This is a genomic window from Mesorhizobium oxytropidicola, assembly GCF_056174625.1.
Window position 1 is genome coordinate 248,143 of sequence record NZ_CM149692.1, and the last position, 13,071, is coordinate 261,213.

The following is a 13,071-nucleotide window of genomic DNA, read 5'->3' on the forward strand; positions in this document are numbered from 1 at the left end:
GGGCGCTGTCTATCGGCCGGCCGGGGGAGATGGCCCACGTTGCTTTGCCTTTGCGACGGAGTCCTGCCGATCGCAGAATGCGGCCTCAACTGCTCCCGGCCGAAAACCGTCCCAGAAATAGTCGTCGCGATGACGCCCCAGGCAAGTGTGTTGACGGGCCGGACAGTTGCGTTCCTTCCCCTAAGTAAGGTAAGGACTCCCGGGGTTTTGGGGAGATAGCGTATGCGTTACAACTGGGAGCGGGCTCCGACGACTTTCGAACGTCATCGGAAAACCCTGGCGGCAGCCATTTTGATCTTCGGCGGCGTAGGCCTCATGCTTGTGGCCCTGCCGATCTAGTGCAGTCGACATTTTGTCCAATGAATGCCGTTCGTTAGACGGCTATCGGTTGGTCAGTGAGGTTGCCCGGTCACGGCGATGAAGCGGCGGTCGCGTCCTTCAAAGCCCTGACTGAAGCGCTGAACCAGCACGGCGATCACTGCCGGTTTGCCGGGAGGTGTGTACTCATAGGATTCCGACAGGCTGTAGGAAGTCGGGCAGTTTCTCGATCCCGGCACGGCCTTGTCCTCATGCAAGGTCTTGAACGGCTTGCCGTCCTGGCCCTGCAGCGTCAGCCGGAAGCCGAGCGCCTTGCCAGTCTTATCCCCTTGAAGCGTCTTGTTGCCTTGAAGTGCCTGGTCGCCCTGCTGGGTGTCGTCGAAACTCCCTGAACAATCGACCGTGCTGTTGGCCAGGATCTCGTCCAGCTGGATCGTCGAAACATCCGTCTCGTCGTAGAGCGGCGAAAGCCATTTCTGCGACACCTGCTCGAGGCGCGAAATGTCGTTGTAGCCGACGATCTCGCCGGGAAAAGTGAATTTGTCGGAGGCAGTCTGCTTGCCGCGCGCTGCGATAGCGTATTTGGCCAAGATTGGTGCCGCTTTGGCAGCCGCTTGCGCCCTCGCCTGTTCGAGGGTCAGCGTCGCGTCCTCGGATTCGTCGACGATCAGGATTGGCTTGCCGCCGACGAATTCATCGCTGCGGGTGTCGATGATATCGATCTCGGAATAACCGGAAGCCGAGGCGCCGCCATCAAGCTCACCATATTGCTCGAAGGCGAAATAGCTGCCATCGGGCGAAAAGCCGATGATGCGCCTTGCCGCGGCGTCTCCGGCCAGAGCAGTTGCGGTTGAGATGGCGAGCACCGCGCCGATCGTCAGCGCAAACACCGGTTTTGCCATGATTGGCGCTGGATGGCGCATTGTTCATATCCTCCGCCGAGACGACGTCACTTCACGATACGGGACGTCAGGGGTCAAGCCGGGACCGGCTCAGACGAAAATCAGGGAAGACAGCGCCGGAAAAAACAGCATAGGCTGTTGGCAAAGACGGCAAACGGTTCCTGGGGAGGTTACGGATGGCTTCACGCTACCACGAGGTCTATGACGGCTGGAAACGCGACCCGGAACAATTCTGGGCGGACGCGGCCGGCGCCATCGACTGGTATTCGCCCTGGGACAAGGTGTTCGATGCCACAGCGGGCGTCTATGGCCGCTGGTTCACCGGCGCGACCTGCAACACCTGCTACAACGCCATCGACCGGCATGTCGCCGGCGGGCGCGCCGACCAGATCGCGCTGATCCATGACAGCGCCATCACCGGAACGGTGAAGAAATTCACCTATGCCGAGCTGAAGCGCGAAGTGGTGGCGCTGACCTCGGTGCTGAAGAACCGGGGTGTCGCAAAGGGCGACCGCGTCATCATCTACATGCCGATGGTGGCGGAGGCGGCCATAGCCATGCTCGCCTGCGCCCGCATCGGCACCGTGCATTCGGTCGTCTTCGGCGGCTTTGCCTCACATGAATTGGCCACCCGCATCGACGACGCCAAGCCGAAGCTGATCATCTCGGCCTCCTGCGGCCTGGAGCCGGGCCGGATCGTTGCCTACAAGCCGTTGCTCGACAAAGCGATCGAGATGTCCCGTCACAAGCCGGATGCCTGCCTGATCCTGCAGCGTGACCAGATGCGCTGCGATTTGAAGGAGCATTTCGACATCGACTATGCCGATGCCGTCGCGCGCGAGCGGGCGGCCGGCGCCAATGTCGACTGCGTGCCGGTGCTCGCCACCGACCCGCTCTACATCATCTACACCTCAGGCACGACCGGCCAGCCCAAGGGCATCGTGCGCGACAATGGCGGCCACATGGTCGCGCTGAAATGGACGATGGAAAACGAGTTCGGCGTCAGGCCGGGCGAAGTGTTCTGGGCGGCGTCCGATGTCGGCTGGGTGGTCGGCCATTCCTACATCGTCTACGGCCCGCTGCTGCATGGCTGCACCAGCATCCTGTTCGAAGGCAAGCCGATCGGCACGCCCGACGCCGGCACCTATTGGCGGGTGATCTCGGACCATGGCGTCGTCGCGCTGTTCACCGCGCCGACTGCCTTCCGCGCCATCAAGGGGCAGGATCCCAAGGGCGAGTTCGTTCCCAGATACGATCTGTCGAAATTCCGCACCCTGTTCCTCGCCGGCGAGCGCGCCGACCCCGAAACCATCAAATGGGCGGAGCAGAAGCTCAACGTGCCGGTGGTCGACCATTGGTGGCAGACCGAGACCGGTTCGCCGATGACCATCAACCCCGCCGGGCTCGGCCTGCTGCCGGTGAAATACGGTTCGCCCGGCGTGCCGATGCCCGGCTATGACATCCGCGTGCTCGACGATGCCGGCCACGAGGTGCCGCGCGGGACGCTGGGCAATGTCGTGGTCAAGCTGCCGCTGCCGGCCGGCTGCCTGCCGACGCTGTGGAACGCCGACCAGCGCTTCCGCCAAGCCTATCTCGAGGAGTTCCCCGGCTTCTACAAGACGGCCGATGCCGGCATGCTCGACGAGGACGGGTATCTCTATGTCATGGCCCGCACCGACGACATCATCAACGTCGCCGGCCACCGGCTGTCGACCGGCGCCATGGAAGAGGTGCTGGCCGCCCATCCCGATGTCGCCGAATGCGCCGTCGTCGGCATCGCCGATGCTATGAAGGGGCAAATTCCATTGGGCTTCGTGGTGCTGAACGCCGGTGTCGTGCGCGACGGCGGCGTCATCGAAAAGGAGGTGGTCGCGCTGGTGCGCGAGCGCATCGGCCCGGTCGCCGCCTTCAAGACCGTGGTGACGATCAAGCGCCTGCCCAAGACGCGCTCGGGAAAGATCCTGCGCGGCACCATGCAGAAGATCGCCGACAAGGAAGCGTGGACCATGCCGGCGACCATCGACGACCCGGCCATCCTCGACGAGATCACCGCAGCGATGAGGGCGCGCGGGATCGGCGTTTGAGGTCAATGCGGCAAGTGGTTCCGCGCAACCTTCCCTTGCCGGTTGGCCAATCCTGACCGGCAAGCAATACTTTTATTGTGCAATGCAGCAAGCCACCCTACAGTGAGGGCGGGGGCCATCCGACGGTGCGGTATGGCTCAGCAGAAAATTACGTTTGGCGGCGTCGACATATTGCGGTTTCTCGCCGCCGTGCTTGTGATGGTCTACCACTATGGCTTCTGGGTGTGGGCTTATCCCGATGGCATCTCGGCGCAGGCCACGGGTGGTGTTCCCCCGCAGCCTGGTATAGGCGCCTGGGTCGGGTCAGGCTGGGTTGGCGTCGAGATCTTCTTCGTCATCAGCGGTTTCGTCATCGCCTTCAGCGCCGAAAAATCGACGCCGCTGCGGTTCTTCGAAGCCAGAGTGAAGCGACTGGCGCCGGCCGTCTGGATTTGCGCACCGGTCACAGCTGTGCTGCTTCTTCTGATCGGCCTGAGCTGGCCGACCGATGCGGCGGTCCGGCTGGTCCGCACCGGCCTGTTCGTGCCCTATGGTCCCTGGGTCGACAGCGTCTACTGGACACTCGGCATCGAGATCGCCTTCTACGCCATCGTCTGGGTCCTGCTGCAGCTTGGCCGCTTCCATCTGATGGAGGTGGTCGCCATCGCCATTGGCCTGGTCAGCACGCTGTTCTGGTGCCTCTATTATCCGCTCGGCTGGGCCGACTTCGCCGAGACGCGCTGGCTGCAGCTTACCCTGGTGCACCACGGCTGCTTCTTCGCCGTCGGCGTGCTGCTCTGGCTGATGCGGTTCAAGGCGCTGACGCCCTCGCGCGTTGCCTTCTGCCTGCTGTTCCTCGGCGGCGGTGTGCTGCAGATCGCCAGTTCCGTCGACCTCCACAGCGTCAAGGTCAATGCGGTGATGCCCTATGCACCGCCAATCCTGATCTTCCTCGTCGCGATTGCCTTGATGGCATGGTCGCTGCGGCTCGACCTCAGCTGGAGCGGCTGGCGCCGGATCGGCCTGATGACCTATCCGCTCTACCTGATCCACGACGTCGTCGGCGCTGCCATGCTCGGGCCGATGGTCCGTGCCGGGCTGCCTTATCTCCTGTCGATGGCGATGGTCTCCGCGACGATGATCGCGGTAAGCTGGCTGGTGGCCACCGAGGCCGAACCGCGCATCCGGCTGCTGCTCGACCACACCGTCTTCCGCTACCGGCTCAAGGCCGCTTAAGACGCCATCGTCCGGTTGAGGAAATTCGTGTTCGTTCCTGCCGGCATCAGGTCCGGGGCGTCGGCCTCCAGGCCGTGCAAAACCTGATCAGGCGATGGCGCCGCCACGCCTGCTGTCTGGTAGCCGACCTCCAGCTCTTCACGGAAAGATCCATTGACGCTGCCATCATGGAGGTCGACATGAATTCGGCGCCGGAACGTGTCAGGGCTTCACGAACCGATAGGCGAAGCGATCGGTCTCGCCTTTGATCGAGGGATCGAAGACCTTGATCGAGCGCGGATCGTCCTTGTTCGCGAGCGTTGTGCTTTCCGCGTCCAGTACGAAGCCGGCCGCCTCCACCTCCTCGCGAACGGAGGCAGGGTCGATCCGATGCAGCGCCTGGGTGTCGCTCGTGCCCGACCCAGCGGCGGCGGCGTGGTCGACGATGACGTAGGACCCACCGGGCTTCAGCCGCTTGTAGACAGCTCGATTGAAGTCGGCCGCCGTCGCACCCTTCTTCTGAATCAGCGCGGTGTGGAGGTCGTGGTAGAACAGGTGCAGCCACAGGACATCCGCTGGCTGCGTGACCTCCGGCATCGCGACGAGGTCCGCCGAGACGGCTTCGACATTCTCTCGGCCCGGCTCCTTCGCGAGCGTCCGCATGCGGCCAACCGGATCGTTCTTGAAGTCGGCGACTTCGGCCGGCACGAAGCTGTAGACCCGACCTTCGGGACCTACGACGTCGGAGAACAGGCGCGTCCAATCGCCGTCGCCGGGGTAGACGTCAATGACTGTGGAGCCCGCATCTACACGTGCGAACCGGATCAACTCGGATAGCTTGGATTGGTCGTACATCGGAATCTCCTTTACGGTTGGGCATTAGACGAGCGCGCGGCGTACAATGGGGCGATTTTCGGCTGATCCACCGTCTACCCCGAACCGATGGCCGCAGAGGGCCAGCGCTCCGCAGGCCCGGACGCGTCCATCCGCGAGGCCCGGGCCAGCGCTTGCGTGTCGACGTATTCCCGGATGGTGGTCAGTCTGCCGTCCCGGACGGTGATGGCGAAGATCCAGTCGTCCTCGAACGTCTTGTTCGTGGCTTTGATCTTCCCCCTGGCGAAGCCGACGACCAGCACCCGGTCTCCCTGCGCTACGAATTCCCGGGGTTCGGTGGACGTTTCTATCGACTTGGATGCCGTCTCAAGCAAATCCGCCAGCCCGGCGTGTCCGTGGCGCGTTCCGGCCAGCGGCCAGTCCTCGCCCGGGATGATCCACTCGATGTCTTCGGCGACCAGGGCCAGCAGAGCCTCCTTGTCGCCGCTGCCGATCGCGGCGAAGAAGTCCTTCACGGTCTGGATGTTCTTCTCGATACTCATGGGAATTTCTCCATTTCGCTTGGGTCGGATCTTACCCGACCCGATCCGGGCATCGTGGGCCTGCCTGTTGGCACGTCGTGCTCATCCGTCGAACTTGGCCAGGTCCTTAAAGATCAGTTGACCCCAGCTATTTCCGCGCGCCTGGACCAGCAGCCCACCTTCCGACAGCCCGCCAAGTTTGATCGGCGAGAAACCGAGCTTTTCCGCGAGCGCAGCAATCTCCGCTGCGGCAGCGTCATCGTCGCTCGCCAGAAATACGACTCTTCTGCCACCATGTAGGGCCGGATCCTGATCAAGGACGGCAGCGACCAGATGGTTGAAGCCCTTGACCAGTTTTGCACCAGAAAATGCCTGTGCAACGAACTTGGAAGAAGGCTGTCCCCCCAGTTTTTCAGGAGGCACGCCGTAGGCATTTGTCATATCGACGATGGTCTTCCCCTGCCAGGTGGCGAGCGCCTTCGCGACATCCGGGTGCGACTCGAAACGAACAGCCAAAAAGATGATGTCCGCCTTGACCGCGTCCGCCAGCGTTTTGGGAATGATCGTGGGCCCAATCGCGGCGGCATCGGCTGCAAAGCTTTCCGGGTCGCGCGTGGTTGCAACGGACACGTCGATGCCCTTGCGGGCAAACGCCTTGGCCACGGCCTTGCCGATATTGCCGAAGCCGATAATTGAATAGCTCACAATGTTTCTCCTAATCTTGTGTTGGAACTAAAGTTTGAGAAGCGGGATCACACTACTGGCGGGGCTGAAGGGCCAGCCACAGGACCGCGCCGGGCTCAAACCTGCGCCATGCCTCCATCAACGGCGAGATCCACACCGGTGATGTAAGAACTATCATCGGAGGCGAGGAACGTGACAGCAGCCGCGATTTCCTCAGGTTTGCCCCTGCGACCCATGGGGATCTGTGAAGCAAACTGGGCGACCGCTTGCTCGGCTTGCTCAGGGGTAAGGCCCGCCGTTGTCTCCAAGGCGGGGGTCTCGATGGCTCCGGGGCTCATCGTATTCACTCGGATTTTGCGGTCTTTCAGCTCTAGAGTCCAAGCGCGCGAGAAGTTGCGCACTGCCGCCTTACTCGCGGCGTATGTGCTAAACCCCGGCAACCCCAACACGTTCGAAACCGAAGAATTCAGAATAATCGAACCGCCGTCTTTGAAGAGGGGAAGGGCCTTCTGCACCGTGAAGAACAGCCCCTTCACGTTCACGTCGAAGGTCTGATCGAAGTGGGCCTCAGTAGCTGCTGCGAGCGGTGCGATTGTCCCTGCGCCGGCGTTCGCGAAGAGAACGTCGATGTGACCATGTTTCTCTTTCACGATGGCATAGAGCCGGTCCAGATCTTCCAAGCGCGACACGTCGCCGACGACCGTCGTAACGTTTCTCGTGATGAAAGCTGCGGCCTCCTTCAGCTCTTTCTCTCGTCGCCCAGTGATTACGACGTGTGCACCTTCTTCTACAAAGCGCTTGGCCGTCGCCAAGCCAATCCCGCTGCTTCCGCCTGTGATGACTGCAACCTTACCTTCGAGTTTTTTCATAATCTTTCGCCTTTGGTCGTGTGTTTTGGTTTTCGTAAAGTTTGAGAAGCGTGGCCCTCGCCGGGGTCAGAGTTGTGCCAGGCCGCCGTCGACGGCGACCTCACTGGCGGTCATGAAGCTGCTGTCCGACGATGCGAGAAAGGCCGCCACCGCCGCGATCTCCGCGGGATCGGCCATGCGCTGGAGCGGAGTCATCGCGCCGTAGGCCTTCTGGCCCTCCTCGCCCAGCGCTTCCTTGGCGAGTTCGGTCGCCGTCGCCCCGGGCGACAACACGTTGACCCGGATGCCGGTGCCCTTCAGGTCCTCCGCCCAGGTCCGCGCAAGATTGCGCACTGCCGCCTTGCTCGCGCTGTAGGCAGTGAAACCCGGGGCGCCTGTGGTGCCGGCGCTCGATCCGGTCAGGATGATCGAAGCGCCCGGGCCCATCAGCGGCAACGCCTTCTGGACCGTGAAAATCGTACCCTTCACATTGGTGTCGAAGGTTTCGTCAATGTGCTCGGCGGTGATCCGGCCGAGCGGAAGCGGGCCTCCGGCCCCGGCATTGGCGAAGACGATGTCGAGGCTTCCGCGCTCGGCCTTCACCGCCGCGTAGAGCCGGTCGAGGTCGGCCTCATCCGAGACCGAGCCTTTCACCGCGCGGGCATTGGGCCCGAGGTCCGCCACAGCGGCGTCGAGCGCTTCCTGTCGGCGGCCGAAAATGAAGACGAAGGCGCCCTCCTCGATGAATCGCTTTGCCGCGGCGCGGCCGATGCCGGTGGCGCCGCCGGTGATGACGGCGGTCTTTCCATTCAATCTGGTCATGACGTGCATCCTTCCAGGCTTCCGCCTTGGTCATTCGGGAAAGCCCCGAGACCTTGAAGATGGGTCTGCTGAGGTCAGGCGTTGAGTGAGGAAGCGCGCACATCGGTGGTGCGAAATCGATCCGGTACGGCTATTAACGGCAGCCGCGACGATAAGGTTCCGCCATTTAGGATTAGGCCGCGCTTGTTGGCATGGGCTATGATAACCGCCCCGCGCCACCCACATACGAGATGCTGTTCGATGTGTTGGACACGGGCTTTGGAAGGCGCACCGCGCGGTGCGGGATTGCACCATGATCGACTGGGATGACGTTCGCTACTTTCTCGCCGTCGCGCGCGGAGGCTCGGTGCGGGCTGCCGCCACGCGCCTCGGGGTGAATCATTCAACTGTGCTGCGACGCATCGCCCAGCTCGAGGAACGCCTCGGGGCGCACATGTTCGAAAAGCTGCCTTCGGGCTACCGCCTGACGGCTGCGGGCGAGGAGGTCCTCGAGCTCGCGGACCAGATGGAAGCGTCGTCGCTCCAGCTGGAGACGCGCGTCTTCGGTCGCGACCAGAGCGTGCGCGGGCTTCTGCGCGTGACGCTGGCACCGACCCTCGCGACAAACCTGCTCATGCCGGACTTCGCCGATTTCGCGCGTCTGCATCCGGATATCGAGATAGAAATCCTGTCGTCCGGCGAGCTGGCAAATCTGACCAACCGAGAGGCCGACGTGGCGATCCGCGTCGTCTACGACCGCAAAACCCTGCCGCTCAATCTTCACGGCCTGAAGGGGCCGGAGCTGTTCGGCGGCGTCTACATGTCCCGGGATCGACTGGCCGCATGGCGTGCGGGCGCGCCTGACCCCATCCGGTGGATCGTCATAAGCATTCATGGAATCCCGCAATGGGCCAGTGAGGGTGAGGTTCGCACCGCCGAAGTTCCGTTCAGGGTCACGGACGGCGAGGCGCAGATCGTCGCGGTGCGGCAGGGGCTCGGGATGACGACACTGCCATGCTTCATTGGCGATGCCGACCCCCTGCTGGTGAGGGTGCCGGGCGCCGACCTGCACATGTACGGAACGGTTTGGCTTCTCACGCAGGGCGAGACACGCAAGACGAAGCGCGTGCGGCTCTTCACCGAGTTCGTATCCCGCAGGCTCGCCGCCTACGCGCCGCTTCTCACGGGACTGTCCGTATCGCGCGACTGACGCCCCGGCAGGTCGCCGGGATTCCAGCCTTGGCGCATGAACAGTGCTTCATCGCCAATTCCGTCAAGGCGGAAATCCGGGTAGCCGCTGCCTAGACCGCTGCCTTGCTGCGCACTTCGGACTTGTCGAGATAGTAGGTCGAATATTTGTCGAAGAATTTCTCCGAAGCGCCGAACGATCCGTATCTGGCGAGCTTCTTCAGGTCGACCTTGTTCAGTACCGCGCCGACGATCTTGTTGGCGACGTAGGGTTCGGATTCCAGCATCGACCGCACCATGGCGCGTGGCGTGCGGCCCCATTCGGTGACCAGCACGAAGCCATCGACCAACGGGGCGAAGGCCTTGGCGTCGACCACCGGCCCGAGCGGCGGCAGATCGACGACGATGTATTCGAAGGTCTCCTTGGCGTTCTCGATGAAGCGCCGCATTCCGGCTGAGGACAAGAGCTCGCTGGTGTGCGAAAAGTTGCCGCGCAGCACGGCGGGGATGATGGCGAGCTTGGTCTGCCGGTCGATCTTGCCGACCGATTGCCAGGTCTGGCCGTTGACCACGGCCTCCATCAGGCCCTGCTCGGCCTCCATGCCGAGGCTGCGGCTGAGGCCCGGATTGCGCAAGTCACCGTCGATGAGCAGCGTCCTGGCGCCATTGGCGGCAAGCAGCCCGGCGAGATTGGCCGCGACCGTCGACTTGCCTTCGCCGGGAAGCACCGAGATGACGCCGACGACTCGGCTGCCTTGCCCTTCCATCACGACATCGAAGGCGATCTTGGCGCTGCGCAGCGTTTCGGCGAACATCGATGCCGGAGCGTCGATGCTGACCCGCATGCGCGCGCGCCTTTCGATGGCGGCCGGCGACCTGGCTGCCTTGGCATCCGGCTGAGCCTCGGCCGGCTTGTCCTCCTTGGCGGGTCTGCTGCCGACGGTCGGCAGGTATCCGAGGAATTTGAGGCCGACGCGGTCGCGGACCTCCTCGCCGGTCCGGAAGAACCGCTCGTTGAATTCGTTGAGGCCGCCGAAGCCGGCGCCCATCAGCACGCCGAGCACGAGCGACAGTCCGAGCACGATGATGGTGCGCGGGCTCGAGGCGGAGAGCGGCGTCGAGGCATCCGAGATGATGCGGATCTTGCCGACCGGGAAGGATTGCTGCTGCGCGGCCTCCTCGTAGCGGCCGAGGAACGTCTGATAGAGCGTGGTGAGCGCTGTCGCCTTCTGGTCGAGATCGCGCAACTGGACCTGCGACTGGTTGTCGATGGAACTCTTGCCCTGTGCTGCGGCGACATTGGCCCTGAGCGCGGTCTCGCGGGCCTGCGCCACCTCATACTCGTTGCGATAGCTTTCGGTGAGCTGCTTCAGCTCGCCGAAAATCTGCGCCGATATGTCGGCCTTTTCCTTGGCAAGCGCCACGGCTTGAGGATGATCGGGACCGAAATTCGCCTCGACATCCTGCTGCCGCTTGGCGACGGTGAGGTAGCGGGTCTTGAGCGCCGAAATGACCGAGCTGCTCGGCTGGTCGGCCGATATGGCAGCATCCTTGAAGGCGTTGTCCGAGCCACCTTCGACAATCGACTTGTATTGCTGGTAGCGGGCGCTGGCGCGCGCCGTGTCGGCCTGCGCCACGATGAGCTGAGCGTTGAGGTCGGCAAGCTGCTTGTCGCTCATCAGCTGGCCATCGCTGTTGGCGGACAGGCCGTGTTCGGCCCTGAATTTCTCGACTGCCAGCGATGCCTGCTGCGAGCTTTCGCGCAGTTCCGTCAGCCGGCCCTGCAGCCAGACCGCCGCACGCTCGGTGGCGTCGAAGCTGGCATCGAGCTGATCGGCAAGATAGGCGTCGGCATAGGCTTTGGTGATGGCTTTCGCCAGTCCCGGGTCCGTCGCCTGATAGCCAAGCGCGATGACGTAGCTTCGTCCGACGCGATCCGCCCGGATCTCGTTCTGCAGCTTGAGGATGGCGTAGTCGCGGCCCGCCGCGGCAATCATCGCATCGCGCGTTGCGGGGTCGAGCTTGCTGAAGTCACCCATGCCCGGCATGGGCGCGCTGGGGTGGACATACTGGATCAGGCCGCGGATCAGGCCGACGCCCCGGGCAAGCGCCGACTGCGGCGGATTCATGAACGCTTCGTTCTGGTCGAGTTTGAGCTTGTCGACGACCACCGCGGCAAGCCGCGTCGAGGTCAGGATCTCGATCTGGCTCAGAATGGCGCTATCGGTCTGCATGGTCGTCGACGCCGCCGAAATGTCGTCGACGATCTTGTTCAGGCCCTCGTCGATCAGCACGCTTGAGACCGACACATATTTGGGCGGCGTTGTCTGCAGATAGAGCATGCCCAGGAAAAGACCGATGGCGGCACACACGGCAACCACCTTGACCTGCCGCGCAGCCATACCGAGCAGCCGCTCGATATCGATGAAGTCGTCGCCATTTGCTGCGTCCGAATTCGGCAGTGGCATCCTCTTGTCGAGAGGAAAATTGGCATAATTCATCGTCGGTCCAATCCCAGAGCCTGTTGCGTTCCCGATCATCGGGTTGAGGCTCTATCTCTTTGTTTGGGCATGATCTTTTCCGAAACTTCCGGGATCATGCTTTGGCTTGCAGGCGCGCCTCAACGGTCGGGAGCATTGCCAAGAAGCAACGCAAGCTTCATGCCAGACGGCGGGGGCCTGTCGGCCCCTCGCCGCCAGCCATCCGGCAATACTCCCGAAAGATGGGCATTATGCGGCTTCTTCCTGGCGTTCATGCGACCGGACGAACTCCTGAAGCATCTCGAAAACCGGGCCCTTCATGTCGTTGCGCGCCAGCGCGAAGGCGATGTTGGCCTGGATGAAGCCTTCCTTGGACCCGCAATCGAACATGCGGCCCAGGAAAGGCTGGGCGAAGAATGGCTGGTCCTTCGACAGGCGGACCATGGCATCCGTCAGCTGGATCTCGTTGCCGGCGCCGCGCTGCTGATTGCCCAGCAGCGCGAAGATCTCGGGCTGCAGGATGTAGCGGCCGTTGATGTAGAAGTTGGACGGCGCGTTGGCCGGGGCTGGCTTTTCAACCATGGCCGTGACCTCGAAACCACCGCCAATGTCGGCGCCGCGGCCGACGATGCCGTATTTGTTGGTCTCGCTCGGATCGCAACGTTCGACAGCGATGACGTTGCCGCCGGTGCGCTCATAAAGGTCAACGGTCTCCGCGAGACATCCGCGCCCGCCGAAGGAGACCATGTCAGGCAAAAGCAGGGCGAAAGGCTCGTTGCCGATGACCTCGCGGGCGCACCAGACGGCGTGGCCGAGGCCCTGCGGCGATTGCTGGCGGATGAAGGAGGTGGCGCCGGCCACCGGCAGCATGCTTTCGAGCGCCTCCAGCTGGGTCTTCTTGCCGGTCTGCTCCAGGGTTCCGATCAATTCCGGATGCAGGTCGAAATAGTCCTCGATGACCGCCTTGTTGCGGCCGGTCACGAACACGATGTGCTCGATGCCGGCTTCGAAGGCCTCATCCACCGCATATTGCACGACAGGCCTGTCGACGACGGGGAGCATTTCCTTCGGCATCGACTTGGTCGCCGGCAGGAACCGTGTTCCAAGCCCCGCCACCGGTATCACGGCCTTCCTGATTTTCTTCATCGCAAATTCCTTCTGAGGAGATCGACTGCAGTTCCTTCACAGGCCACGAAAAATCCCTCCATGTGCCTGCA

The 13,071-nt window shown here is 62.9% G+C and carries 11 protein-coding genes; 3 read left to right on the forward strand and 8 right to left on the reverse strand.

Annotated elements, in window-relative coordinates; genetic code table 11:
- Positions 1–392: 392 nt before the first annotated feature.
- Positions 393–1,241 carry a DUF2259 domain-containing protein gene (locus AC0V8S_RS01185; RefSeq protein ID WP_475436527.1) on the reverse strand — a complete coding sequence of 283 codons (849 nt, stop codon included), beginning with the start codon at positions 1,239–1,241 and terminating at the stop codon, positions 393–395.
- Between the two features lie 155 nt (positions 1,242–1,396).
- On the opposite strand from AC0V8S_RS01185, the gene AC0V8S_RS01190 reads away from it, so the two are divergent.
- Positions 1,397–3,304 (forward strand): propionyl-CoA synthetase, encoded by a 1,908-nt coding sequence (locus tag AC0V8S_RS01190; RefSeq protein ID WP_475436529.1) that lies wholly within the window; start codon positions 1,397–1,399, stop codon positions 3,302–3,304.
- Positions 3,305–3,436: 132 nt separating this feature from the next.
- The gene (locus tag AC0V8S_RS01195) at positions 3,437–4,519 is read left to right on the forward strand and encodes an acyltransferase family protein (protein ID WP_475436531.1); all 1,083 of its coding nucleotides are present in this window, start codon (positions 3,437–3,439) and stop codon (positions 4,517–4,519) included.
- Between the two features lie 201 nt (positions 4,520–4,720).
- Here AC0V8S_RS01195 and AC0V8S_RS01200 read toward each other — a convergent pair whose 3' ends face one another.
- The 5 genes from AC0V8S_RS01200 to AC0V8S_RS01220 form a co-directional block, all read right to left on the reverse strand.
- Positions 4,721–5,353: a class I SAM-dependent methyltransferase gene (locus AC0V8S_RS01200; RefSeq protein ID WP_475436533.1), complete on the reverse strand. Its 633-nt coding sequence runs from the start codon at positions 5,351–5,353 to the stop codon at positions 4,721–4,723.
- Positions 5,354–5,427: 74 nt separating this feature from the next.
- Complete coding sequence (locus AC0V8S_RS01205; RefSeq protein WP_475436535.1) at positions 5,428–5,874, reverse strand: nuclear transport factor 2 family protein; 447 nt, start codon at positions 5,872–5,874, stop codon at positions 5,428–5,430.
- Between the two features lie 81 nt (positions 5,875–5,955).
- Positions 5,956–6,558: an NADPH-dependent F420 reductase gene (locus AC0V8S_RS01210; RefSeq protein WP_475436537.1), complete on the reverse strand. Its 603-nt coding sequence runs from the start codon at positions 6,556–6,558 to the stop codon at positions 5,956–5,958.
- A gap of 95 nt (positions 6,559–6,653) precedes the next feature.
- Entirely contained in the window at positions 6,654–7,406 is a 753-nt protein-coding gene (locus AC0V8S_RS01215; protein ID WP_475436539.1) for an SDR family NAD(P)-dependent oxidoreductase, read from the reverse strand.
- A gap of 66 nt (positions 7,407–7,472) precedes the next feature.
- Positions 7,473–8,207, reverse strand: coding sequence for an SDR family NAD(P)-dependent oxidoreductase (locus tag AC0V8S_RS01220; RefSeq protein WP_475436541.1), 735 nt, complete (start codon positions 8,205–8,207; stop codon positions 7,473–7,475).
- 292 nt (positions 8,208–8,499) lie between these two features.
- Between AC0V8S_RS01220 and AC0V8S_RS01225 the strand changes: the two genes are divergently transcribed.
- Positions 8,500–9,396, forward strand: a complete 897-nt coding sequence (locus AC0V8S_RS01225) for a LysR family transcriptional regulator (RefSeq protein WP_475436543.1) — start codon at positions 8,500–8,502, stop codon at positions 9,394–9,396.
- A gap of 91 nt (positions 9,397–9,487) precedes the next feature.
- On the opposite strand, the gene AC0V8S_RS01230 is transcribed toward AC0V8S_RS01225, so the two are convergent.
- Together AC0V8S_RS01230 and AC0V8S_RS01235 are read right to left on the reverse strand one after the other, a co-directional pair.
- Complete coding sequence (locus tag AC0V8S_RS01230; protein WP_475436544.1) at positions 9,488–11,875, reverse strand: polysaccharide biosynthesis tyrosine autokinase; 2,388 nt, start codon at positions 11,873–11,875, stop codon at positions 9,488–9,490.
- Positions 11,876–12,103: 228 nt separating this feature from the next.
- Positions 12,104–13,000, reverse strand: a complete 897-nt coding sequence (locus AC0V8S_RS01235) for a UTP--glucose-1-phosphate uridylyltransferase (RefSeq protein ID WP_010913093.1) — start codon at positions 12,998–13,000, stop codon at positions 12,104–12,106.
- Positions 13,001–13,071: the final 71 nt, after the last annotated feature.

Coding starts and splice junctions, on each gene's coding strand:
- AC0V8S_RS01230 (WP_475436544.1), bottom strand. CDS start 11,875: ATGAATTATGCCAATTTTCCTCTCGACAAGAGGATGCCACTGCCGAAT.
- AC0V8S_RS01235 (WP_010913093.1), bottom strand. CDS start 13,000: ATGAAGAAAATCAGGAAGGCCGTGATACCGGTGGCGGGGCTTGGAACA.
- AC0V8S_RS01205 (WP_475436535.1), bottom strand. CDS start 5,874: ATGAGTATCGAGAAGAACATCCAGACCGTGAAGGACTTCTTCGCCGCG.
- AC0V8S_RS01185 (WP_475436527.1), bottom strand. CDS start 1,241: ATGCGCCATCCAGCGCCAATCATGGCAAAACCGGTGTTTGCGCTGACG.
- AC0V8S_RS01190 (WP_475436529.1), top strand. CDS start 1,397: ATGGCTTCACGCTACCACGAGGTCTATGACGGCTGGAAACGCGACCCG.
- AC0V8S_RS01200 (WP_475436533.1), bottom strand. CDS start 5,353: ATGTACGACCAATCCAAGCTATCCGAGTTGATCCGGTTCGCACGTGTA.
- AC0V8S_RS01220 (WP_475436541.1), bottom strand. CDS start 8,207: ATGACCAGATTGAATGGAAAGACCGCCGTCATCACCGGCGGCGCCACC.
- AC0V8S_RS01225 (WP_475436543.1), top strand. CDS start 8,500: ATGATCGACTGGGATGACGTTCGCTACTTTCTCGCCGTCGCGCGCGGA.
- AC0V8S_RS01195 (WP_475436531.1), top strand. CDS start 3,437: ATGGCTCAGCAGAAAATTACGTTTGGCGGCGTCGACATATTGCGGTTT.
- AC0V8S_RS01215 (WP_475436539.1), bottom strand. CDS start 7,406: ATGAAAAAACTCGAAGGTAAGGTTGCAGTCATCACAGGCGGAAGCAGC.